Here is a 23,857-nt window from a genome sequence, read left to right on the forward strand (position 1 = left end):
AACGTACCCGGGTCAGCTACACCCACTGGTGGTGCCGCAGTCGCCGCACACATAGCAGGCACCGGCCCGCTGCATCGGCACGCCACACGTCATGCAGAACGGCGCATCGGCGGCGGCCGGTGGGTCACGGGGGATGTCTGAGCCTTGCGTGCTGGCGGTGACGTGTTCCTCCACCCCCGGCAGGGTCGGCTGCGTCCGCTCGCCCGTGGTGAGGATGCCCATGGCGACCCGCTGCTCGTGACTCAGGTACATCACCGCGAGTCGGCGGAAGAGGTAGTCCATGAGGCTGTTGGCGATGCGGATGTCGGGGTCGTCGGTCATGCCGGCGGGGTCGAAGCGCATGCCCACGAAGGCCTCGACGAACGCCTCGAGCGGCACGCCGTACTGCAGGCCGTGGCTGAGCGAGATGGCGAAGGCGTCCATGATGCCGGCAAGGGTCGAACCCTGCTTCGACACCCGCATGAAGATCTCGCCCGGCCGACCGTCGTCGTACTCGCCGACCGTGACGAACCCCTTGCAGTCGGCCACGCGGAACTCGAACGTCTTCGACGCCCGCGACCGGGGCAGTCGCTCGCGCACCGGCTCCTGCACGATCTTCTCGACGATGCGTTCGACGACCTCGGTGCCGGACCCCGCCGACCGGCTCCCCGCAGCGCCGTCTCCCACCGAGAGGGGCTGGGCGACCTTGCAGTTGTCCCGATAGAGCGCAACGGCCTTCAGGCCGAGACGCCACGACTCGATGAGCAGCAGCTCGATCTCCTCGATGGTCGCCGTCTCCGGCAGGTTCACGGTCTTGGAGATCGCGCCGGACAGGAACGGCTGGACCGCGCCCATCATCTTGATGTGGCCCAGGTGGTGGATGGGATCGGTGCCGAGCGAACACGCGAACACCGGCAGGTGCTCGGGGTCGAGTCCCGGCGCGCCCACCGCGCTGTGGTGCTCGTCGATGTGCGCGACGATCGCCTCGATGTCGGTCTCGTCGTAGCCCAGATTGCGCAGAGCCCGGGGCACCGAACGGTTGACGAAGCTCATCGTGCCGCCGCCCACCAGACGCTTGAACTTCACGAGCCCGAGGTCGGGTTCGACCCCCGTGGTGTCGCAGTCCATCAGCAGTCCGATGGTGCCGGTGGGGGCCAGCACACTCGCCTGGGAGTTGCGGACACCGACCACGTCGGCCTGCTCGCAGGTGTCGTTCCAGGCGGCTCGGGCGGCGTCGAGAATGGCGCCCGGCGCAAGGGCACCGTCGATGGCGTCGGCCGCGACTCGATGCTGATCGAGAACGCGCAGCATGGGCTCCCGGTTCTCTGCGAACCCGTCGAAGGGCCCCAACCGGGCAGCGAGTTCGGTCGACGTGCGATAGGCCTGGCCGGTCATCAGCGCGGTGAGCGACGCGGCCACGGCCCGACCGGAATCGGAGTCGTAGGGATGCCCGAGCGTCATCAGCAGGGCGCCCAGGTTCGCGTAGCCGATGCCGAGCTGGCGGAACCGCCGGCTGGTCTCACCGATCTGCTCGGTCGGGTAGTCGGCATTGCCGACGAGGATGTCCTGGGCGGTGAAGAGCACCCGCACGGCGTGGGCGAAGCCGTCGACGTCGAAGGCCCCCACATCGGTGGCCCGGGACTCGTCCTCGAGCGGCAGGAACTTCATCAGGTTCAGCGACGCCAGATTGCACGCACTGTCGTCGAGGTGCATGTATTCGACGCATGGATTGCTGCCGTTGATTCGGCCGGTGTTGGGCGCCGTGTGCCACTTGTTGATCGTGGTGTCGAACTGGATGCCGGGGTCGGCGCACTGCCAGGCGGCATCGGAGAGCTGGCGGAACAGGTCGCGGGCCCTCACGGTCTCGATCACGCGGCCGTCGCTGCGGGCGGTGAGGTGCCACTCGGAGTCGTCGACCACGGCCTGCATGAACTCATCGGTGACCCGGACGGAGTTGTTGGCGTTCTGATACTGCACCGAATGGATGTCGGCGCCGTCGAGCGACATGTCGAAGCCGGCCGCTTCGAGGGCGCGGGCCTTGCGTTCCTCCTTGGCCTTGCACCAGATGAACTCCTCGATGTCGGGATGGTCGGCGTCGAGGATCACCATCTTGGCGGCACGGCGGGTCTTGCCGCCCGACTTGATCGTGCCCGCCGAGGCGTCGGCGCCCCGCATGAAGCTGACGGGACCGCTGGCCGTGCCGCCGCCGTTGAGCCCTTCCTTCGACGCGCGAATGCGGGACAGGTTCACCCCGGCACCGCTGCCGCCCTTGAAGATCCGTCCCTCTTCGGCGTACCAGTTGAGGATGGAGTCCATCGTGTCGTCGACCGACAGGATGAAGCAGGCCGAGGCCTGCTGGGGCACGCCGTCGACGCCGATGTTGAACCACACCGGCGAGTTGAAGGCGGCCTTCTGCGTGATCAGCAGATGAGCGAGCTCGGCTCGGAACGTGTCGGCCTCGGCCTCGTCGGCGAAGTAGCCATCGGCGCGGCCCCACTCGGTGATCGTGCCCACGATGCGGTCGACGACCTGGCGCAGCGACCGCTCGCGCCCCGGGGTGTCGAGCGCGCCGCGGAAGTACTTCTGGGCGAGGATGTTCGTGGCGTTCTGGCTCCAGCCGACCGGCACCTCGATGGCCGACTGTTCGAACGCCACCGAGCCGTCGCGATAGTCGGTGAGGCGGGCGTCGCGCGCCTCCCATTCGACGGCGTCGTAGGGGTCGGTGCCGGCCACCGTGAAGAACCGGCGTAGGCCCGTCTGGTCGATCGAGCTTGCCTGATCACTGATGAGCGCCATGTTCGGGCCCCTTTCCGATTCCGCTGGACGGGCCAGATGTTCGAGATGGCCGTGCGGACGGGTCGACCTGGGTAAGAGGGCGACACCGTTGGCGCCGATTTCCCCACACCCCCCGGCGTAGGGCCCCCAAGGAGCGATTCGACTCTGTGCGAGACGTTTGCCACCACCATCCTGGCGACGACCCGTACCGCACGGCGTTGAGCACCCTACGGGTCTGCCCATGTGGACCAAAAGGGGAGCGCATGTGGATTCCCGGTGGATATGCCCGCCCCTGTCCACAGATCGTCCCCATCTCGGTGGACAACCGGTGGATGCCACCGACTCGCCACGCGGCGTGAGAGTAAAGTCCCGGTGCGTGCGCCAGATTCACCCCCATTTCGAGGACGACGTCGATCCGCTCGACCTCTATCTCGCCGACCCGCGAGCGCCGCGCGACGGCCGCCCGTGGGTGATGGCCAACATGATCGCGAGCATCGACGGTGCCACGACGGTCGACGGCCTCAGCGGTGCACTCGGCGGACCCGGCGACAAGGCGGTGTTCGGTGCGCTGCGGGCCAGCTGCGACTGGGTCCTCGTGGCATCGGGCACCGCGGTGGCCGAGCGTTACCGGATGCCGCAGACGTCGCCCGAGATCGCGGCTCGCCGCCACGCCGCCGGCCGTGCCGCCGCGCCGGGCCTGGCCATCGTGACGGCCAGTGGCCGCGTGGACCCGACCCTGCCCGCCTTCGCGGAACGAGCCGATGACCAGGCCCGGCCGCTGGTGATCGCCGGTCACGATGCCGACGCCGATGCGCTCGCGGCCCTCGACGCCGAGGTGGTGCGCCTGTCGACGGCCCGGCCCGAACCCGAGGGCATCACCGCCGAGCTGGCCCGACGAGGAGCAGGAGTGGTGCTCACCGAGGGAGGACCGACCTTCAACGGGATGCTCCACCGTGCCGGAGCGATCGACGAGATGTGTCTCAGCATCTCGCCGCTGCTGGCCGGTGGTGATTCGAAGCGGATCGTGGCCGGCGCGCCCGGAGCGGGGATGACGATGCGCCTCGTGCGGCTCCTCGAGGACGACGGCACGCTGTTCGCCCGCTACGTGCGGACCTGAACCGACCGGGCTCGCTCAGTCGACGAGATCGCCGGGAATCTGCAGCAGCTGGCCGGGCTGGATCGACGCGCCACCGGCGATCTCGCTGAGCTCGGCGACCAGCGGACGAAGGTCGGTGCCGCCGGCCAGCGAGTCGGCGATGGTCCACAGGGTGTCGCCGGGCTGCACCACGACCAGCACGGCCTCGGCGGCCTGGACCTCGGCGGTGCGGGTGGCGTCGGCCTGACGGCCGAACGAGGCGAGGCCGAGCAACAGGCCCACGACGAGGGCGACGACGGCGAGGCGACGACGACGGTAGACCTCGGGACTCAGCGGACGAGCCGGACGCGAAGCCCGAACGGTGGCGGCGGGGGCGAGGGTGGCGGGGGCGAGTGCTGCAGTCATGGCTCGAGTGTGCTCCTGGGGTGTGACACTCATCGGGGAGGAATTCCGAAGAGGTACTTGACGGCGAACGAATGTTTGGCGAACATGTGTCCGGCGAACAGCCGTTCGACACAGTCAACCCGAACACATGTTCGTTGTCAACAACTCATCCACAGGAAGTCCCCAACCCCTGGGGACGACCGGCCCCGGAGGCGGACATGTCCGACACGCTCACCCCTCGCCAGCGACAGATCCTCGACATGATCGTGGAGCACCAGGCCGACCGTGGCTACCCGCCGTCGGTGCGCGAGATCGGCGAAGCGGTGGGCCTGCGCTCTCCGGCGACCGTCAAGTCACACCTCGACAACCTGCGAGACGCCGGCTATCTCGTCCGTGACCCGTCCAAGCCCCGCGCCATCCAGGTCCACTACAACGGCGGCGCCTCCACCGCCGATCGTCGACCGGTCAAGCACATTCCCCTCGTCGGCGACGTCGCCGCCGGCACCGACGTGCTGGCCGAGCAGAACGTCGAGGAACTCGTCCCGATGCCGGCCGACCTCACCGGCGGCGGCGAACTGTTCATGCTGCGGGTCCGGGGCGAGTCGATGATCGACGTGGGCATCTTCGACGGCGACTTCGTCGTGTGCCGCAATCAGGACGACGCGGCCGACGGCGACATCGTGGTCGCCGGCATCCCCGGCGAAGAGGCCACGGTCAAGACCCTGCGCCGCCGCGACGGCAAGATCGTGCTCGTGCCCGCCAACCCCGCGCTCACCGACATGGTGTTCTCGCCCGACGAGGTGCAGATCTTCGGCAAGGTCGTCACCGTCATGCGCAAGCTCTGAGGCGCCGGGCCGACCGCCTGCCTCACGCCCCGTGGGTCAACAGATCCACGAGGGCGGCGTGGGTGTCGGTCAACCACTGACGCTCGAGATACTCGTCGGCGGTGTGGGCGATGGTGGCATCGCCCGGTCCGAAGTTGCTGGCCGGCACTCCACGGGCCGAGAAGAATGCCACATCGGTCCAGCCCAGCTTCGCCCGAACCTCCAGGTTGCCGCGCTCGATGAGGGCGGCCAACAACGGATCACCGAGACCCGGAAGCGCGGCGGGCGAGGCATCGACCACCTCGAGGGTGTCGCCCTCGGCCATCGCCGGCGCGAGTAGGTCCCGCAGGAACACCTCGGCTTCCTCGACCGTGCGGTCGGGGGCAAAGCGGTGATTGAGCCGCATCATGGCGCGATCCGGCACGACATTGCCGGCCACGCCGCCCTCGACGTGTACCGCTTGGAGCGCCTCGCGGTAGGCACAACCCTCGATCATGGGTTCACGAGGCTTGTAGTTGCCGACGATGTTGAGCAGCGCACCCAATCGGTGGATCGCGTTGCGACCCATCCACGGGCGGGCGGTGTGGGCCCGAGCACCCACGAGCGAGATCTCGATGCGCATCGTGCCCTGGCAACCCGCCTCGACGGCGCCGAGGGTCGGCTCACCCAGCAGCGCGACATCGCCCTCCAGCAGCTCGGGACGGGCGGCCTCGATCTCGAGCAGGCCGCTGTTGGCGACGGCGATCTCCTCGCGGGCGTAGAAGACATACGTGACATCGACGGCGGGTGCGGTCATCGTCCGGGCGAGTTCGAGCATCGTTGCGATGCCGCCCTTCATGTCGGTGGTGCCGACGCCGTACATCCGCTCGCCGTCGATACGGGCGCCGGCGTTGCCATCGGCGGGCACGGTGTCGGTGTGGCCGGCCAGCACGAGCCGTCGCGGTCGTCCGAGCGTGGTGCGGGCAACGAGGTTGTCGCCGATCCGATCGACGGTGAGGTGCGCGTGCGAGCGCAGGTCGTCTTCGAGGAGCTGCACGATCTCCTGCTCGTTGCGGCTCTCCGACGGTATGTCGACGAGCGCCGCGGTCAGTGCGAAGAGGTCGCCGGTCGGAAGTGAGGTCACGCGCACCGGGTCAGCATCTCAGGTCGCCGCGCCATGGTCACGAAGGATGTCGTTGAGCGCGGACTTGTCGTGACGCTGGCCCTCGGTGAGCCGCTTGATCACGAGTACCGCCGGGAGACCGAACTCGCCGCCGGGAAACGAGCGGGGCCGGGTACCGGCCACCGCCACGGACCAGGGCGGCACGACACCGCGGGAGATCTCCTCGCCGGTCTCCACGTCGATCACCGGAATCGACCCCGTGAGCACCGCACCGGCACCGAGCACCGTGCCTTCGCCGACCCGGGCGCCTTCGGCGACGATGCAGCGGCTGCCGATCATGCATTCGTCCTCGATGATCACCGGTGCGGCCTGGGCCGGTTCGAGCACACCACCGATGCCGACGCCACCACTGAGGTGCACGTTCTTGCCGATCTGGGCGCAGCTGCCCACGGTCGCCCAGGTGTCCACCATGGTGTTCTCGTCCACGTAGGCGCCGATGTTGATGTAGCTCGGCATCATCACGACCCCCGGAGCCTGGTAGCTGCCCCAGCGGGCCTGGGCGCCCGGCACCACCCGCACACCACGGGACATGTAGTCACGCTTCAGCGGGATCTTGTCGGCGTACTCGAACGGCCCGTTGTCGATGGTGTCCATCTTGGAGATCTTGAAGAGCAGCAACACGGCGTACTTGCACCACTGATGCACGATCACCTCGCCGTCGTCGCCGACCTCGGCGACGCGGGCAACGCCCGTGTCGAGCTGGTCGATCGCCTCGTGGACGGCGGCGATGACCTCCGGGTCGTCGACATCCAGGCTGTCGCGGGATTCCCAGAGCGCTTCGATACGTGACGTGAGATCGGACATGGCGGGCAGGCTATCGCCCGGTCCCCGGCCACTCCCCCACCGCCGGCAGGGTCACGTCAGGCGATCGACCGCAAGCTGGAGTCGTTCGGTGGGCTGCACGACGGCGAGCCGCACATGACCGGCGCCGGCGTCACCGTAGAACTCACCGGGGCTCACGATCACCCCGGTCCGTTCGGCCAGCTCCCGGGTGAGACCCCACGCATCGCCGTCGGGTGCGGCGACCCACAGGTAGAACCCGCCCTGCGGCATCGTCGCCTCGATGCCGATCCGGGCGAACAGTTCGATGCCCAGCTCGAGGCGGTGCCGGTAGACGTCGCGCAGCTCGTCGACATGCACCTGGTCATCCCACGCGGCAACAGCCGCAGCCTGCACCGGACCGGGCACGAGGCAGCCGCCGTGCTTGCGCACCTCGCGGAGGTACTCGACGAGTTCCGTGTCACCGGCGTAGAAGCCGGCCCTGGTGCCGGCGAGGTTGGAACGCTTCGACAGGGAGTGAACGGCGAGGACACCGTCGGTTCCCTCGGTCAGGATCGTGCGACCGGGGCCATCCCATGTGAACTCGACATAGCACTCGTCGCTCAACACGACGACGTCGTTGGCGCGGCCCCACGCGGCGACCGCAGACAGGTCGTCGAGACCGCCGGCCGGGTTGCCGGGCGTGTTCACCCAGAGGCACAGCGCACGACGGGCATCGGCGGGGTCGATGGCCGCCAGATCAATGCGCCACTGTGCGTCGACCGGCACCGGCACCGCTCGACACCCGGCGAGGGTCGCTCCCATCGCATAGGTGGGGTAGGACACCGCCGGGTAGAGGACCGTGTCACGGCTGGGGTCGCGCAGCTTGAGATAATTCGGTGTGCTGGCCACGAACTCCTTCGTGCCGATGCAGGCCGCCACTTGAGTGTCGGCGTCGACGGCCACGTCGAGCTCACGAGCCAACCAGGCGGCGGCAGCGTTGCGAAAGGCCGGGGTGCCGACCGACGGCGGGTAGCCCCGTTCGGCACCCGAGGTGGCGAGGGCGGCGATCACCTCGGCCGGCGGCGGATCGAACGGGGTACCGATCGAGCAGTCGATGGCACCGCCCTCGAATCGCTCGGCGGCGGCCCGGAACCCGTCGAGCCGGTCGTAGGGATACGTGGGCGGCACGAAGCCACCGATGGGAGTCGTCATGAGGTCGACGTTCCTTCCCCATCGGCCACGACGTAGGCCTTGAGCGCACCGAGCGACGACGGCTCGAGCCGGGCCTTGATGCGCATCCCGTGCTCCTCGGCGGCTTCGCTGAGCACCTGTCCCTCGCGGTGGACCGACGCGAGCACGTCGCCGCGATCCCACGGCACCAGCAGCTCGGCCAGCTCGGTCATGGACCGCACTCGGTCGCCGATCGTGGCCATCACGAGATCGATGTTCTCACCGGTGTGGGCGGAGCAGGCGACCGATCCCTCGTAGCGTTCGGCGAGCTTGGCCGCGCCGTCGCCCCGGTCGGACTTGTTGAAGACCATCAGCTGCGGCACCTCGCCGGCCCCGATCTCTTCGAGCACCTCACGGACCGCGGCGATCGATCCCTCCGGGTCGGGACCGGACCCGTCGACGACGTGCACCAGCAGATCGGCGTCGCGCACCACATCCAGGGTGGTCTTGAATGCGGTGACCAGCTGGTGGGGCAGCTTCTTGACGAAGCCGACCGTGTCGGTGGCGAACACGGTTTCGCCGCCCGGCAGGGCGAGCTTGCGCGTCGTGGCGTCGAGAGTGGCGAAGAGCCGATCCTCGACCAGCACATCCGCGTCGGTGAGGCGGTTCAACAACGACGACTTCCCGGCATTGGTGTAGCCGACGAGCGCCACAGCCCGGTTGCGGGTGCGGGTCCGGGCCTTGGACTGGGTCTGGCGATGGGCCTGGACCTTGCGCAGATCGGCCTCGAGCTTGTGAACGCGACGCACCAACCGCCGCCGATCGACCTCGAGCTGGGTCTCGCCGGGACCGCGGGTGCCGATGCGACCGTCCTGCTGCGAGAAGTTTCCCCCGGCGCGGCGCAGCCGGGGTAGTCGGTAGCGCAGTTGAGCCAGCTCCACCTGGGCCTTGCCTTCGAGGGTGCTCGCGTTCTGAGCGAAGATGTCGAGGATGACGGCGGTGCGGTCCAGGGCCGACCGACCGAGGATCTTCTCCAGGTTGAACTGCTGGGCCGGCGTGAGTTCGTCGTCGAACACTACGGTGTCACAATCGACCGCCTCGGCGATCTCACGGACCTCCTTGGCCTTGCCCGAGCCGATGAACGTGGCGGGGTCGGGCGACATCCGGTTCTGGTGCACCCGTTCCACCGCATCGGCGCCGGCGGTGTCGACCAGCAGCGCCAGCTCGTCGAGCGAAGCGTCGGTGTCGTGGGAGTCTTCGCCGTCGCGGGTGACACCGACCAGCACGATGCGCTCACGGAAGGTCCGTTCAATCAGCCCGGTCGACGCACCGCCATAGTCGCCGAACGCACCGCGATGGCTCTCATCCTCCGCCTCGTCGAGCCACTCGTCCAGCTCGAGCTCGCCATCGCCAGGACCACTGTCGCCGACCACGCCATCGCCCAGCCCCCTGCCGGCGTCAGGCATCCGGAACCTCGAAATCGGCAATGTGGGTCGCCGGACCGGTCAGGGTGACCGGGCCACCGAGGTCGACCAGCGCATCGCCGCCCGGCATGCGAACGACGACCTTGGGGCCGACCAGCTCCCAGTTGTGGAAGATCTGGGCCGCCACCGTGGCCCCGGTACCGCACGCTTCCGTGATGCCCGCGCCGCGTTCCCACACCTTGACGCTGATCTCGTTGGGTCCGCTGACCGCCACGAAGTGCACGTTGGCGCCCTCCTCGAAGTGGGCTTCGATCGCCGGGCCGGCGACCGCCAGGTCGATCGCGTCGGGGTCGTCGACCTCGCAGACGACATGGGGATTGCCGATGTCGCCGGTCTCCCAACGCTTGACCATCGCCACCGACGGTCCCGCGGCGGCCATCAGGTCCCGGGTGTCCGGATCCGGTCCCGGACACACCACACCCATGTCGACGGTGGCCACCACCGTGTGGTGCTCCTCGGTCGCCATGACCGTGCAGTGCCGGATGCCCGCCGGTGTCTCGATGTCGATCTCGAGGTGGGGCACGTCGCGCTCACGGGCGATCGCCTGGGCGAAACAGCGGAGGCCGTTGCCGCTCAGCGCGGCCGGGCTGCCGTCGGAGTTCAGAAGACGCATGGCCATGCGTCCGTCGGGGCGGGCGATGCCGAAGATCAAGCCGTCGGCGCCGATGCCGGTGTGGCGATCGCACAGCGCGATGGCCCGCTCGACCGCGTCGAGCGGGAGACTCTCGGTGAGCATGACCAGGAAGTCGTTGCCCAGACCGTGGTGCTTGCTGTAGCGGGCGCTCATGGCTCCCCATTCTCGCAGTTCGGCGCCGTCATCACTCGCCCTTTGCCAGAACGTCGTCCCACAGAGCGATGACCTCGTCGGCTGTCGTCGGCATGTCCACCCAGAAGAGCCGTGGGTCGCGGCGGAACCAGCGATCCTGGCGACGGGCGAAGCGGCGGGTGCGGGCGATGGCCGTGGTCAACGCCTCGTCGAGTGTCGTGTCGCCGGCGACGTGGGCCAGCAGCTCGCGATAGCCGAGCGCCTGGGCGGCGGTGCGGCTGGGTCCGAGCGCGGCCAGCGCCCGGACCTCGTCGAGGAATCCGTCGGCCATCTGACGCTCGTAGCGGGCTTCGATGCGTTCGTTCAGGACCTCGCGAGGCCAACGCAGCGCGATCTGCACGAACGGGGTGGGGCCGTAGTGCTCCATGCCGGGGCCGAACGAGCTGAACGGTCGACCGCTCCCGATGGTCACCTCCAGCGCCCGCATCACCCGCCGGCGGTTGTTGGGCTCCATCCGCGACGCGCCGACAGGGTCGAGCGTCGCGAGACGGGCGTGCAACGTCGCCGTCTCCGGCTCGAGTTCGAGTTCGGCGGCAACCTCGGGGAACTGTCCCGGTAACTCCAGATCATCGATGACCGAGCGCAGATAGAGTCCGGTGCCGCCGACCAGGACGGGCGTCCTGCCCCGCTGTCGGATGTCGGCCAGGGCCGCACGCGCCCGTCGTTGGAACTCCCCGACCGTGAAGCCGTGGTCGGGGCTGACGAGGTCGATCAGGTGATGCGGCACGCGCGCCCGTTCGGCGGTCGAGGGCGTGGCCGTGCCGATGTCCATCCCCCGGTAGACCTGCATCGAGTCGATCGACACGAGCTCGACATCACCCAACGCCTCCGCCACACCGAGGGCGAGATCGGACTTGCCCGACGCGGTGGGCCCGAGGATCACGAGCGGCCGATCGGCGCGCCGGCCTGCAGGGTCGGTCATGCGAGGAGGTGGGCGAGGATCTGGTGGGCATCGAGGCGTCGAAGGTCGACCCGATCGAACCCGTAGGACTCGATGAACGGACCGACCAGCGCCGGACCGTAGAGGCTCGTCAGCATGGCCGCCGCGGCGGCAAGGTCGAGGTGACGATCGCCGACACCGGCCCAGCGCCAGCCGAGAAGTGTCAGGCCGCCGGCCGGGTCGAGCCACAGGCGCTTGGCCGCCAACCCGGCGTGAATGAAGACGGGATCGTCGGGCGGTCCGAGATCGGCCGTCAGTTGGTCGAAGATCGCGGCCAGCGACCCGGCGTCGCGCCCGGCGTAGGGACCGTCGTCCACGTCGGTCACCGCACCGGCGTCGATCCGCTGGTCCACCACGCGACGCAGCGTCGCCGCGTCGGCAGTGAACGGGCAGTGCTGGGCGGGTCGGGCGTGAAGGTCCGAGAGCGCGGTGGCGAGCGAAGAGGCCAGCGCCTCGGGGCCCATCGGGTGGCCGTGCTCGGCCGAGACGGCGTCGCGGCCGAGGGCGAGCACCACGGTTTCGTCGCCACCATCGCTGCGGCCGGTGGCGATCACCTCGGGGGCCGGTGGCACGTTGGCCAGCCACAGCAGCCGATCGACCTCATCGAGCAGCGGGCCGGTGTCCGGGGCCCGCTGATGGAGCACTGCGAGGGCGAGTTCTGCCGGGTTGACCCGGAGCAGTTCGATCCCGCCGTCGACGGCCAGCCCGTCGAGGTCGTGTTCGCCGAGCACCTTACGCACGCCCGGTCCGAAACCTCGCGGCGCTTCGGGGACTGCCATCAACCGGCAGCGACCGGGATGCGGGTGCGGTGACGAGCCGGATGGGTGGCCTCGACGAAGCTGCCCCGTAGGTGGTTGACCCGGGCATCGGTGATCTCGACCCGGGCATAGGACCCGACCCGCAGCGGCGTGGGGGCAGCGAAGTGCACGAGCGTGTTGCGGCGGGTGCGGCCGGTGAGCACCGACGGATCCTTCTTCGATGGACCCTCGATCGTCACTTCCTCGATGTGGCCGATGCGGGCCTCGTTGGCCGCTCGACTGGACCGCTCGATCACGACGCGGAGCCGCTCGTAACGTTCGACCGCCACCTGGTGATCGACGAACCGGTCGGTCATCTCGGCCGCCTCGGTGCCCGGCCGGGGCGAGAAGACGAAGGTGAACGCCGCGTCGAACCGTGCGGCCGCGGCGATCTCGAGGGTGCGCTCGAAGTCGTCGTCGGTCTCACCGGGGAAACCGACGATGATGTCGGTGGTCACCGAGAGACCCGGGATCGCGGCGCGGGCGGCGGCGAGCTTCTCGAGATAGCGCTCGCCGGTGTAGCCGCGATGCATGGCGGCCAGGATCGTGTCGCTCCCCGACTGGAGTGGGAAGTGCAGATGCTCACACGCGGCCGGCGTCTCGGCCATTGCCGCATACACGTCGTCGCGCATGTCCTTCGGATGCGGGCTGGTGAAGCGCACCCGATGGATGCCCTCGACCGCGCCGGTCGCACGAATGAGGTCGGCGAACAGCGGCCGGGCCCGGCGGTCCCGGGTCCAGCGCTCACCACACCACTCGGCGTCGTCGTCCGACGACTCGCCTCGGCGGGCGAGCGCCAGGTCGCGGCCGTAGCTGTTCACGTTCTGCCCGAGCAGGGTGATCTCGCTCACGCCATCGGCGGCCAGCTGTTCGACCTCGGCGACGAGTGCGCCGAAGGAACGACTCACTTCCGGGCCGCGGACCGACGGCACGATGCAGAAGGCGCACGTGTTGTCGCAGCCGACCTGGATGGTCACCCAGGCGGCGTGGTCGACCTCGCGACGGGTCGGCAGCGCCGAGGGAAACCGGTCGGCATCTTCGCGGGCGGTCGCCTCGAGAATCTCGACGATGGGCCCGTTCTCCGCCGCATGCTCGAGCAACTCGACGGCCCGATCGACGTTGTGGGTGCCGAAGACGACATCGACATGCCCAGCCCGCTCCGTGATGAGGTCGCGGTCCTTCTGCGCGAGGCAGCCGGCAACGGCGATCTGCATACCCGGCTTCGACTCCTTGAGCGCCTTGAGATGACCGAGCGCCCCGTAGAGCTTGTTGTCGGCGTTCTCCCGGATGCAGCAGGTGTTGAGAACGACCACGTCGGCGTCGGCCACGTCGTCGACGCGTGACATCCCGTCTGCCTCGAGCAGCCCGGAGATGCGCTCCGAGTCGTGCTCGTTCATCTGACACCCGTAGGTGCGGATCACATAGGACTTCCCCACCCGGTCAGGCTAGCGGTGAGGAAGTCGCACGATCGCCGGACTCACGCCAGAGAATCGCCACTTCACTTGCGGGAAATCCGAACGGAATACGGCGAGGCTCGACGGGTTACTGTCGACCATGCCCTCCATCGCCGATGAGAAGTACGTCCGCCTCACCACCTTCACCAAGGACGGCCGTCGCAAGGAGTCGCCCGTGTGGATCGCCGACCTGGGCGATGGCACCGTCGGGTTCACGACCGGCCTCGAGTCGTGGAAGGTGAAGCGGATCAACGCGACACCTGCGGTCGAGCTGGCGCCCAGCAACATGAAGGGCGTCGTCGCCGAGGGTGCCGCCACGGTGACCGGTTCCGCGACGGTGGCGACTGGCGCGGCCTCTGCCCCCGTCGAGGGGGCGATCAAGGCCAAGTACGGCTTTCAGGTATCCGCGATGAAGGCCATGTCCAAGGTCGGCAAGCTCTTCGGACGCGGTGAAGCCGCGAACTGCAGTGTGGTGATCACGCTCGACTGAACCAGGAGAAAACGACGAGCGGACCGCCCGAGGGCGGCCCACTCGTTCGTTCTTGGGGGAAGGTATGTGTCAGTCGTCGAGGGCGATGGGCATGTCGTCGGCCTCGGAGAACTCGTCGTCGTCCTCGGTGAGGTCGATGGCCTCCGCCGCTTCCTCGATCTCGGGCATGACGGCCTTCCAGACCCGATCGGAGATCTCGACCATGACCTCGGGGTTGTCCTGGAGAAACTTCTTGGCGTTCTCGCGGCCCTGGCCGAGCTGCTCGCCGTCGTAGGTGTACCAGGCACCCGACTTCTTGACGATGTCCTCTTCGACAGAGAGGTCGAGCACCGAACCCTCTCGGGAGATGCCGGTGCCGTACATGATGTCGAACTCGGCCTGCCGGAACGGCGGGGCGCACTTGTTCTTCACGACCTTGACCCGGGTGCGGTTGCCCACGACCTCGACGCCGTCCTTGATCGACTCGATGCGACGGATGTCGAGCCGGCACGACGAGTAGAACTTCAGCGCACGACCGCCCGGGGTGGTTTCGGGCGAACCGAACATCACGCCGATCTTCTCTCGTAGCTGGTTGATGAAGATGCACACGGTCTGCGACTTGCTGAGGTTGCCCGTGAGCTTGCGCAGCGCCTGCGACATGAGACGGGCCTGGAGCCCGACGTGGGTGTCGCCCATCTCGCCTTCGATCTCGGCACGAGGCGTGAGCGCGGCCACCGAGTCGATCACGATCACATCGAGGGCACCGGAGCGCACCAGCATGTCGACGATCTCGAGGGCCTGTTCACCGGTGTCGGGCTGGGAGATCAGGAGTTCGTCGATGTCGACACCGATCGCCTTGGCGTACACCGGGTCCATCGCGTGCTCGGCATCGATGTAGGCACAGATGCCACCGTTGCGCTGGGCCTCGGCGACCACGTGGGTGGCGAGTGTGGTCTTGCCCGATGATTCCGGGCCGTAGATCTCGGTGACACGACCGCGGGGCAGACCACCGATGCCGAGCGCCAGATCGAGGGCCAGGGCACCGGTCGGGATCGACTCGATGCTCATGCTGCCCTTCTCGCCCATCTTCATGACCGAGCCCTTGCCGAACTGCTTCTCGATCTGCCCGAGGGCCATGTCGAGTGCCTTGTCTCGTTCCACTGTGTCTCCTACGTCTTCGATGTTGTCCGACACCTTCGGTGTCGAGATCGGGGGGTGTGGGGTTGTTGGGCTCGAACCTACGAAGGGGGTGTGACACCCACCGGCCGGAACGAATGACAAGAACGTAATTGCGAACAGCTGTTCGGTCAAGGACCGAACGGAGGAATCTGGCCGGTTCGGGACCAAATCGACGAGACGAGGTGTTCTACGGTGCAGACAGCAACGAAAGGCTCCGACATGAGCGAGACCCTCCCCACCGGCGAGACGATCGACCAGCTCCGCGACCGTCTCACCCCGGCCCAGTACACCGTGACCCAGGAGGCCGGCACCGAGCGGGCGTTCACCGGCGAATACTGGGACTGCCACGACGACGGCACCTACCGCTGCGTCGTGTGTGACACCGCCCTCTTCACCAGCGAGACCAAGTTCGAATCCGGCTCCGGGTGGCCGAGCTTCTTCGACACCGTGGGCGAGGACGTGGTCGAGATCCACACCGACACGAGCCACGGCATGGTCCGCGAAGAAGCCGTCTGCGCCAACTGTGGCGCCCACCTCGGCCACCGGTTCCCCGACGGTCCGGCTCCCACGGGTCAGCGGTACTGCATGAACTCGGCGTCGCTGCGCCTCGACCGAGACGGCAACGTCACCGGGACCGACGAGTAGCCGCCCGCGCTATCCCTCCACCGTGAACGTGGCGATGAACTGCTTGGTGCCGCCGGGGTAGGCCGCGTCGGCCCGGATCGTGTGTTCGCCCGGGGTCAGCAGGAACTCGTTGAGCGACCCGGGCGGATAGTCGCCGGAGAACGGTGTCCCGATCGGCAGGGTCGGGAGCACATTGCTGATCCGGAAGGGTTCGTCCCAGTCGCCGTCTCGGAAGAGGACCTCGTCGATGTACCAGTCGACCCCGTTGCCCTCGCCGTCGAGAATCACGTCGCCGGACGAGAAGCGCAGGTACGGCCGGACGATCGACCCGTTCGCCGGGAAGGACGCGCCGTCGAGCATCGGCGCATTGGCCGCCGATCCCATGCGGATCCGGTAGGTCGAGTCGACGACGTCATCGTCGATGATGATGAACAGACCGAGTCCGAAGAGACCGCCGGTGACGACGGTGTTCACCGGGTTCGTGAATCGCACGAGTCCCCACTCGCCGTAGAGCAGCGGGGGCTCGTCGTCGGTGTCGCCGATGACGTCGATCCGGATGTTCTTCACCGTCTCCCCCGGCGCGAACGTCACAGTGCCCGACGCGGCCACGAAGTCGCTGCCCGGATGGGCGACACGGGGGTTCGTGGGCAGATCCTCGGTGGCCCAGTCGATGGACACCGGCACCCCGGCCGGCGCCGACAGGGTGATCGGGAGGTCGTAGGACGTGGTGCCGCGGTCGCCCTCGGTCGCGACGAAGCCCCCGATCGCAGCCGTGGGCTGGGCATCGTCGTTGGTGATCACGGCAAGGCCGAGGCCCAGGAATCCGCCGACGGTCGCGTTGGTCGGGTTGGAGAAGATGACACCGAGGATCTCGTCGGTCTCGTACAGGGCGTCCGATTTGACGCTGACCGGCACCGACTTCGCGGTCTCGCCCGGTGCAAACGTCACCGTGCCCGACGCGGCGACATAGTCACCGGGGGCGGCGGCGGTCCAGTCTGCAGTGGTCCAGTCGACCGTCACCGGCAGCGGGCTCGGGAACGACAGGTTCAGCGGGACCTGCACGAGCTTCGAGCCGACGTTGCCCTCGACGACGGACGCCACACCACCGACCGCCACCGGCAGCGACGAGAACTCGTAGGCACCCATGTCGACCGTCGGGCCCCAGATGCGGTCCTGCAGGTCGAGGTCCGGTGTGGGCTCGGTCGTGTCGGCGTCGCCGTCGACGTCGTACTGATCGGCCGGCACGGCCGCATTGTCACCGGCGTCCCGCGCCGGTGAGCCAGGCTGGAGTCGGTAGTCGCCCGCCCCGACGAACAACGGATCCGCATCGATGTTGCCGACCCCACCGCCGGTCCAACCCTCGACATCTGAATTGGTGACGATCGGTGTCGCACTGCCGCCGAATACGGCATCGGGTGTGTTCCCCCACACGATCGAGTTGCGAATCGTGGAGCCTCCCGCATCGCTGTGGTAGATGCCGGCACCACCTGCCGCTGCGTCGTTGTCAGCGATCGTCGAGTTGGTGATCGTGGAGCCACCGAAGTCTTCGCTGAAGATGCCTCCGCCTACCGAGGCGCTGTTATTCGCGATCGTAGAATTGACAATTGTTGAGCCGCCCCACTCCTCGCTGTAGATCCCCCCACCCGCATTCGAAGCCGTGTTGCCCGAGATATCGGAGTTGACGATCGTTGACGTGAGGTAACTGCCGTTGAGGACTCCACCGCCGATACTTGCTGCGTTGCCCGTGATCGAAGTGTTGACCGTATGGACAACGGAGTCGCCACTTACCGCCATGCCACCCCCGCCACCTGCCCCAGCCGTGTTGTTCGAAACGATGCTGTCAACTAGGTAGGCGCCACCCAACGAAGTGTCGTATGAAAGTCCTCCCCCGGAATAGACCGCCTCGTTGTCGGTGATCGTTGTTCGCTCGATCACGGTGGAAGCGATGCCGGTCTCAATGCCGCCGCCAGACGACGAGGCGGTGTTGTTGGCGATGAGCGAATCGGAGACAACGACCGAACTGCACTCGAGATACATGCCGCCACCGCTGCTCAGTTCAGAGGCACTGTTGTAGGTGACAACTGCACCACTTATCGAGACGTCGACGGAGTCGATGACGGCGATTCCACCCCCGGCGCCACCGGTGTAGTCGCAGCCGACATGTTCATGAGAAGCGTTGTTGAACGAGAACGTCGCGTCCACGACATCGACGCTCGTCGAATCCCAGATGAGTAGCCCGCCGCCTTGGCCGTCTGCGGTGTTGTACATAAACGACGAATCGACGATCGTCACGTTTTCGGCACCGTTCAGCACCAGTCCTCCGCCGAGAAAGTTGCTGGCAGATCCGTTGGCGTTCCCGCCTCGAACGACAAGTCCATCGAACCGAAGACCCGTCACGATTGTGTCGCCAGCGGTTACCACATGAAGGCTGTTCTCCTCATTGTTGACGAAGCCGGGGAGATCGTCGCCGGCGAGATCGCCCGACAGGATCGTCGGGTAGAGGGCGGGGTCGGGTCCGGCCGCGCCGCCGGATTGGTAGCCGCCGATCAGGTCCACGTCATCGACGAGCTCGAAAGTCACGTTCCGGTCGCTGGCGTCGGGCGTGTACGTGCCCTCGGCGACGTGGATCTCGTCACCCGGCGACACGACCGCCAGTGCGTCCTGGAGGTCGGTGAACGCATCCGTCCACGACGATCCGTCGCCGACCCCGATCGCCGCCGCATCGACGTAGACGACCGGTCCTGCGGCCGCCGCGGGCGACGCCACTGCGAGCCCCGCTGCCACCAGTGCGCCGACCAGCAGCATCGCCAGTCGAGAAATTCCCCGAGATCCCATCACTGCCGCCATCTCCGCCCCTGACGTCGCCGGAAGGCATTCTGACGGCATAGGGACGCGCCGCGCAAGAGGTTGCGCCCAGGTGAGCACCACCATGACGTCTGCTTCGGCCCGGACGAGCCCGGCGGAACGCGCCACGCTCGACGGTGACTCACCCTCGGACGGCCCGACCGTCGACGTGTCGTCCCGGCCCGATGATGTCCATGGATCATTCAGTCGACACCCGCGGCGGTATCCTTCAAGCAGAAGCGGCTGGTCGCGGGCAGAGGCCCAGCGAGAGATCCCCGCTCGAAGGCGTCTTCAATGGCCACCACGTTCGCCGATCTCGGCGTACCCGACGAGATCGTCGCGGTCCTCGATCAACAACGCATCCGACAGCCCTTCGAGGTCCAGTCGGCCACCATTCCCGACCTGCTCGACGGTCGCGACGTGGTGGGCCGGGCGCCCACGGGCTCCGGCAAGACCCTGGCGTTCGGCATTCCGCTGGTCGCCGGCGTGAACAAGGCGGAATCCAAGCGGCCGGCCTCCCTCGTGCTGGCGCCCACCCGCGAGCTGGCCGACCAGATCGCGTCCGACCTCGCCCCGCTGGCCGACGCCATGGGGCGCACCATCCTGTCCGTCTACGGAGGGGTCGGTCTCGAGCCGCAGATCAACAAGCTGAAGCGAGGCGTCGACATTCTCGTCGCCACCCCCGGCCGGCTCGAGGATCTGTTGGCCCGCCGTGCCCTCACCCTCGGCGATGCGACGATCGTCGTGATCGACGAGGCCGACCGCATGGCCGACATGGGCTTCATGCCGGTCGTGAAGCGGCTCCTCGACCAGACCGCACCGAAGCGCCAGACCATCCTCTACTCGGCGACGCTCGACGGCGACGTCGGCAAGCTCATCGCTCGCTACCAGCACAACCCGGTGCGACACGAGGTCGGGCCCGCCTCACCCGATCTCAAGGCGATGGAGCACCACTTCTGGGAGCTGCCTCGCACCGAGCGGGTGCCGCTCACGGCGTCGGTCATCGCCACCTTCGGGCCCACCATCGTGTTCACCCGTACCCGACACGGCGCCGATCGGCTGGCCAAGCAGCTCGGGCGCACCGGTGTGAAAGCGGCGGCCATCCACGGCAACCGGTCGCAGTCCCAACGCACCCGTGCGCTCGACGACTTCACCCGGGGCAAGGCCCATGCCCTCGTGGCCACCGACGTCGCCGCCCGTGGAATCCACGTCGACGGGGTGGCCTGCGTGGTCCACTTCGACCCGGTCGACGAGGACTCGGCCTACGTGCACCGCAGCGGCCGCACCGCTCGCGCCGGAGCCCACGGCAAGGTGATCTCGTTCATCGATCCGAGTCAGATGAAAGACGTCAAGGCGATGAAGCGCCGCCTCGACCTGCCGCAGGAGATCACGAAGCCGCCGGCCGTCGAAGGCGGCGAGCTCCCCGAGATCCCCGACGATCCCGACGATCGTCGCGACGACCGACCGCAGCGCAACACTCCCCCGCGCAACAACCAGCAGCGCAAGCCCAAGGCCCGCACCCGCAAGACCGGCGGCAAAGGCCGGGGCGGCAAGTCGGGAGGCGGCTCCGGCGGCGGCGGCAAGGCCACCGGTTCCGGGGGCGGTGGCAAGGGCCGCAGCTCCGGCGGCGGCGGCAAGCAAGGTGGCGGCCGCGGCAAGTCACGCGGCGGCAATCGCGGTCCGGGCTGATCAGCCCAGCAGGAAGTCGCGGATCCGGGTCATGGCCCGGGGGTCCTGCATCATGAAGATGTGGCCGCCCTCGAACACGTCGAGTTCGGCGTTGAGCATCGCGGCCACGATCGCCTCGGAGTTCGAGACCGGGGCGATGCCGTCGTAGCGTCCGGCGCACACGAGAGTGGGCGCCGTCACTCCTGGGAGTCCGGGGTTCGCGTCGTGGAGACGACGGGCCTCGAGCTGGCGGGTGAAACCGGCCGCCGCGTCGGGGGCCTGTTCGGTGGCCTGGCCGTCTCGAAAGTACGACGTCAACGAACCGAGCCCGGGAATGTCCTCACCGGGGACGTAGCGGGTGTCGAGCAGCGGCATCCACGAATCGGCCCGATCGGCCGGCGCCATCAGCTGCAACTCGTGCAGTGGGTACGACGGCAGATCGCCACCCGGCGAGGTGCAGTTGAGCACCAGCTTGTCGACGAGGTCCGGATGTCGGATCGCGACGTGTTGGGCGACCATGCCCCCGAACGACGAACCCACCACATGGCACCGACTCCAGCCGAGGGCGTCACACAACGCCGCCGCGTCGTCGGCGAAATCGGCCATGGTCGGTTGTCCGTCGCCATGGGAGGTCTGGCCCAGGCCGCGCTGGTCGTAGTGCAGCCCCTCGAAGTCGTGGTTGAGCGCCGACTGCGCAGGCATGGTCTTGCGGAGGTCGCCGCCGCTTCCCGAGATGTGCAACAGCGGTGGCCCGGCCCCATGGATCTCGTAGTGGATCGAGAGGCCACGAGCGTCGACGAAAGGCATGACCGACCCTAGGTCGTGAGGCGACGCCGAGTCACAGTGGTGTAGCGGGCGCCGTCGTGGTGCAGCTCACTGCGCACCAGCGCGATCTCGTCGACCACGAAACGGGCCGAGCAGGCCACCCCGTCGGCCGAAGTCGAGGTTCCTTCCCGTTGGCGGGCGAGGGTCAGGTGGCCGCGAAAGCCGTCGGGGTGCGGGGGTTCGCCGATCCCACCGGTGGCCTCGAGAACCGCAGCGGCGAGCGCATCGAGGCCGACGACCGGGACGACCACCAGGCCGGGTTCGAGCCGCTCGACGACAGGACCCAACTCCGCCGCGGCCGGCGCCGCCTCCACCGAGTCGAAGGCGGCCTGTGCGAGTACCTCGTCGACCTCACCGAGATAGCGCAGGGTGACGTGCCATTGCGCCGGCGTGGTCCACCGCAGCCGCGGCAGGTCGTCACGCGGGAGGTCGGCCACCAGCGCCACCACATCCGACGGCAGCCACACTGCGACGAAAAGACGAGACATCGCCCTGCAACCTAGGCAACACTGCCGGGATGGAGATGGTCCCCCTCCGCGAACTCGAACCTGACCGATTTCGCGCCGCGCTCGCCTTGCAGCAACGCGACGAGGCCGAAACCGACCCCGACACCCCACCGATCACCGAAGAGGAGCTTCGGCGGTTCGCGACCGACGACCGCAGCGATGGCAACCGCCACGAGCGCTACGCACTCGTCGACGGCGACGAGGTGCGGGTGGTCGCACATCTCGAACTCGAACACGACCCCGAGAACGCCCACATCGCCTCGGCCGAGATCTTCGGGCTCGCCCACCATCTCGACGCGGCACGACTCGCGCTCGCTCACATGCTGGACGTGGCCGAATCCGACAGTCGCACCTCGTTCATGGCCTGGGGGCCGAACTCCGATACCCACCACGGGTTCTGGACCGCCGCTGGCGGCGTCCGGCAGTACATCGAACGTCTCTCCGCCCTCGACACGACCGTCGTCGATCCCGGCCTCATGGCCGAATGGATCGAGCAACGCAACGAACGGGCCGGCGACGTCGAGCTCGTGCGCTGGGTCGGCCCGGCGCCCGAGGAACACATGGCGGCGTGGATCCGGAGCCGCAACGCGATGAACGACGCACCGACCGACGGGCTCGACATCAACGACTATCTGGTGACCGAGGCCGACATCCGCGAGGACGAGGACGCCCGAACCGCGCTCGGTACCCGCCTCATGCACATCCTGGGTCTCACCCCGGATGGCGAACCCGTCGGCCACACCTCCGTCCACGTCAACACGTTCCGGCCGGCCGCATCGGGGCAGTGGGACACGGTCGTGCTCGACGCCCATCGTCGCCGGGGAATCGGTCGCTGGCTCAAGGCCGAGATGTGGCGCTGGCTCCGTGAGGTCGAACCCGACGTCACGAGGCTCCTCACGGGCAACGCCGAGAGCAATGACCCGATGCTCGGGATCAATGTGGCGATGGGCTATCGGCCGGTGGCCGAGTTCGCCGTGTGGCAGGCCCCGATCAGCGCCTATCGCGCCGCGTCGGCCGCCGGCTGAGCCCGCACCTCGAAGTAGCGATTCAGCGGGTCGATGTCGAACTCGCGTGTCTCGACATTCGCGAAACCGGCCGCGTCGGCCAGTTCCGCGAACACCGCCTCAGTGAGACCGAGCGTGCCCAGGCCGGCGCCGTCGGGCTCCGACATCGCCGAGGACATGCAGTAGAGGATCGACATGCCGTACATCAACGGCAACACCGGAATCGGACGATTCTCCTCGAGCCCGCCACGGGTCTTGATGTCGGCCACGAACCACACGCCGTCGTCGGCGAGACAGGCGCGAGCCGACCGCACGGCCGCCCCGGGCCGGGGCAGGTCGTGCAGCACATCGAGCGTGAGGAGCAGGTCGACGCCGTCGAGGTCGGCCAGGTCGTCGAACGTTCCGGTCCGAAACGACAGATTGTCGAGCCCGGACGCGGCGGCCCGCTCCGACGCCGCCTCCATGGCGTGGGCCGACGGGTCCATGCCGATCACGGTGCTCTCGGGGTAGGCCGCGGCGATCGCCGTGGCCGCCACGCCGGCACCGCAGCCGATGTCGACCACGGTGATACCCGCCCGCAGCCGGTCCGACATTCCCTCGATCGAATCGAGGATGACGGGTACGAGCCACGCCTTCTGGCCGGCTGCGCCCATCGCCGCCTGGAAGTGGCAGGTGTGGGCCCCGTGCTCGTCCCAGGTCATGCCGATGCCGGTGGTGAACGCCTCGGCGGTCCGGTCGATCTCGTGATGCGTGATGGGCGGGCCGAACACCCCGGCCACTGCCGCCGGGTGATCGGGGTCGCACAACGTGGCCTTCGCCTCGGGCGTGAGATTGAACCGGCCGTCGTCGTGCTCGGCGAGGTCGGCCGCGGCGATGGCGTGGAGCCACTCTCGCACCCAGCGCTCGTGGAAGCCGGTGACCTCGGCCAACGACACGCTGGTGGCACCGTCGTGCTCGGCGAGGGCATCGAACAGGCCGAGGCGCACACCCAGGTGGACGACGGCGCTCATCGTCTCCCCCTGTTTGAAGCGATACAGCCCCTGGATGGTCTCACCCAGAAGCTCCAGATCGAGTTCGGTGCGCAT

21 protein-coding genes are annotated in these 23,857 nt (G+C 68.2%); 6 read left to right on the forward strand and 15 right to left on the reverse strand.

Going from position 1 to position 23,857, the window contains the following annotated elements; all coding sequences use genetic code 11:
- Window positions 1-12: 12 nt before the first annotated feature.
- Complete coding sequence (locus tag RIB98_05245; protein MEQ8840362.1) at window positions 13-2,775, reverse strand: vitamin B12-dependent ribonucleotide reductase; 2,763 nt, start codon at window positions 2,773-2,775, stop codon at window positions 13-15.
- A 355-nt stretch (window positions 2,776-3,130) separates the two neighbouring features.
- Here RIB98_05245 and RIB98_05250 point away from each other — a divergent pair, with 355 nt between their 5' ends.
- Complete coding sequence (locus RIB98_05250; GenBank protein MEQ8840363.1) at window positions 3,131-3,871, forward strand: dihydrofolate reductase family protein; 741 nt, start codon at window positions 3,131-3,133, stop codon at window positions 3,869-3,871.
- A gap of 15 nt (window positions 3,872-3,886) precedes the next feature.
- Here the strand turns inward: RIB98_05250 and RIB98_05255 are convergent, their stop codons facing one another.
- Window positions 3,887-4,255: a LysM peptidoglycan-binding domain-containing protein gene (locus tag RIB98_05255; GenBank protein ID MEQ8840364.1), complete on the reverse strand. Its 369-nt coding sequence runs from the start codon at window positions 4,253-4,255 to the stop codon at window positions 3,887-3,889.
- 197 nt (window positions 4,256-4,452) lie between these two features.
- On the opposite strand from RIB98_05255, the gene lexA reads away from it, so the two are divergent.
- Entirely contained in the window at window positions 4,453-5,079 is a 627-nt protein-coding gene (lexA, locus tag RIB98_05260; protein MEQ8840365.1) for a transcriptional repressor LexA, read from the forward strand.
- Between the two features lie 22 nt (window positions 5,080-5,101).
- Here lexA and dapE read toward each other — a convergent pair whose 3' ends face one another.
- The 8 genes from dapE to miaB are packed head-to-tail and all read right to left on the reverse strand — an operon-like array spanning window position 5,102 to window position 13,635.
- Entirely contained in the window at window positions 5,102-6,181 is a 1,080-nt protein-coding gene (gene dapE / locus RIB98_05265) for a succinyl-diaminopimelate desuccinylase (GenBank protein ID MEQ8840366.1), read from the reverse strand.
- An 18-nt stretch (window positions 6,182-6,199) separates the two neighbouring features.
- Window positions 6,200-7,024 carry a 2,3,4,5-tetrahydropyridine-2,6-dicarboxylate N-succinyltransferase gene (locus RIB98_05270; protein MEQ8840367.1) on the reverse strand — a complete coding sequence of 275 codons (825 nt, stop codon included), beginning with the start codon at window positions 7,022-7,024 and terminating at the stop codon, window positions 6,200-6,202.
- Window positions 7,025-7,075: 51 nt separating this feature from the next.
- Window positions 7,076-8,194 carry an aminotransferase class I/II-fold pyridoxal phosphate-dependent enzyme gene (locus tag RIB98_05275; GenBank protein ID MEQ8840368.1) on the reverse strand — a complete coding sequence of 373 codons (1,119 nt, stop codon included), beginning with the start codon at window positions 8,192-8,194 and terminating at the stop codon, window positions 7,076-7,078.
- Window positions 8,191-9,618 (reverse strand): GTPase HflX, encoded by a 1,428-nt coding sequence (gene hflX / locus RIB98_05280; GenBank protein MEQ8840369.1) that lies wholly within the window; start codon window positions 9,616-9,618, stop codon window positions 8,191-8,193. The genes RIB98_05275 and hflX overlap by 4 nt, the downstream gene beginning before the upstream one ends.
- Window positions 9,611-10,423, reverse strand: a complete 813-nt coding sequence (gene dapF / locus RIB98_05285) for a diaminopimelate epimerase (GenBank protein ID MEQ8840370.1) — start codon at window positions 10,421-10,423, stop codon at window positions 9,611-9,613. Before dapF ends, hflX begins: the two co-directional genes overlap by 8 nt.
- 31 nt (window positions 10,424-10,454) lie before the next feature.
- On the reverse strand, window positions 10,455-11,384 hold the full coding sequence (gene miaA / locus RIB98_05290) for a tRNA (adenosine(37)-N6)-dimethylallyltransferase MiaA (protein MEQ8840371.1): 930 nt from the start codon (window positions 11,382-11,384) through the stop codon (window positions 10,455-10,457).
- On the reverse strand, window positions 11,381-12,142 hold the full coding sequence (locus tag RIB98_05295; GenBank protein MEQ8840372.1) for a phosphotransferase: 762 nt from the start codon (window positions 12,140-12,142) through the stop codon (window positions 11,381-11,383). The genes miaA and RIB98_05295 overlap by 4 nt, the downstream gene beginning before the upstream one ends.
- Before the next feature lie 38 nt (window positions 12,143-12,180).
- A complete protein-coding gene (miaB, locus tag RIB98_05300) occupies window positions 12,181-13,635 on the reverse strand; it encodes a tRNA (N6-isopentenyl adenosine(37)-C2)-methylthiotransferase MiaB (GenBank protein ID MEQ8840373.1) in 1,455 nt (484 codons plus the stop codon).
- A 118-nt stretch (window positions 13,636-13,753) separates the two neighbouring features.
- On the opposite strand from miaB, the gene RIB98_05305 reads away from it, so the two are divergent.
- Complete coding sequence (locus RIB98_05305) at window positions 13,754-14,143, forward strand: PPOX class F420-dependent oxidoreductase (GenBank protein ID MEQ8840374.1); 390 nt, start codon at window positions 13,754-13,756, stop codon at window positions 14,141-14,143.
- A gap of 69 nt (window positions 14,144-14,212) precedes the next feature.
- Here the strand turns inward: RIB98_05305 and recA are convergent, their stop codons facing one another.
- Entirely contained in the window at window positions 14,213-15,283 is a 1,071-nt protein-coding gene (recA, locus tag RIB98_05310; protein MEQ8840375.1) for a recombinase RecA, read from the reverse strand.
- A 237-nt stretch (window positions 15,284-15,520) separates the two neighbouring features.
- Between recA and msrB the strand changes: the two genes are divergently transcribed.
- A complete protein-coding gene (gene msrB / locus RIB98_05315) occupies window positions 15,521-15,946 on the forward strand; it encodes a peptide-methionine (R)-S-oxide reductase MsrB (GenBank protein ID MEQ8840376.1) in 426 nt (141 codons plus the stop codon).
- Window positions 15,947-15,955: 9 nt separating this feature from the next.
- Here msrB and RIB98_05320 read toward each other — a convergent pair whose 3' ends face one another.
- Complete coding sequence (locus tag RIB98_05320) at window positions 15,956-18,772, reverse strand: Calx-beta domain-containing protein (protein MEQ8840377.1); 2,817 nt, start codon at window positions 18,770-18,772, stop codon at window positions 15,956-15,958.
- Between the two features lie 291 nt (window positions 18,773-19,063).
- On the opposite strand from RIB98_05320, the gene RIB98_05325 reads away from it, so the two are divergent.
- Window positions 19,064-20,458 (forward strand): DEAD/DEAH box helicase, encoded by a 1,395-nt coding sequence (locus RIB98_05325; protein MEQ8840378.1) that lies wholly within the window; start codon window positions 19,064-19,066, stop codon window positions 20,456-20,458.
- On the opposite strand, the gene RIB98_05330 is transcribed toward RIB98_05325, so the two are convergent.
- Both RIB98_05330 and RIB98_05335 read right to left on the reverse strand, forming a co-directional pair.
- Entirely contained in the window at window positions 20,459-21,244 is a 786-nt protein-coding gene (locus RIB98_05330) for an alpha/beta hydrolase (GenBank protein MEQ8840379.1), read from the reverse strand.
- An 8-nt stretch (window positions 21,245-21,252) separates the two neighbouring features.
- On the reverse strand, window positions 21,253-21,750 hold the full coding sequence (locus RIB98_05335; GenBank protein ID MEQ8840380.1) for a 2'-5' RNA ligase family protein: 498 nt from the start codon (window positions 21,748-21,750) through the stop codon (window positions 21,253-21,255).
- A 29-nt stretch (window positions 21,751-21,779) separates the two neighbouring features.
- On the opposite strand from RIB98_05335, the gene RIB98_05340 reads away from it, so the two are divergent.
- Complete coding sequence (locus RIB98_05340; GenBank protein MEQ8840381.1) at window positions 21,780-22,793, forward strand: GNAT family N-acetyltransferase; 1,014 nt, start codon at window positions 21,780-21,782, stop codon at window positions 22,791-22,793.
- Here the strand turns inward: RIB98_05340 and RIB98_05345 are convergent.
- Entirely contained in the window at window positions 22,766-23,857 is a 1,092-nt protein-coding gene (locus RIB98_05345; protein MEQ8840382.1) for a methyltransferase domain-containing protein, read from the reverse strand. The genes RIB98_05340 and RIB98_05345 overlap by 28 nt on opposite strands.

The organism is Acidimicrobiales bacterium, assembly GCA_040219515.1.
In the GTDB taxonomy this organism is placed as follows: domain Bacteria; phylum Actinomycetota; class Acidimicrobiia; order Acidimicrobiales; family Aldehydirespiratoraceae; genus JAJRXC01.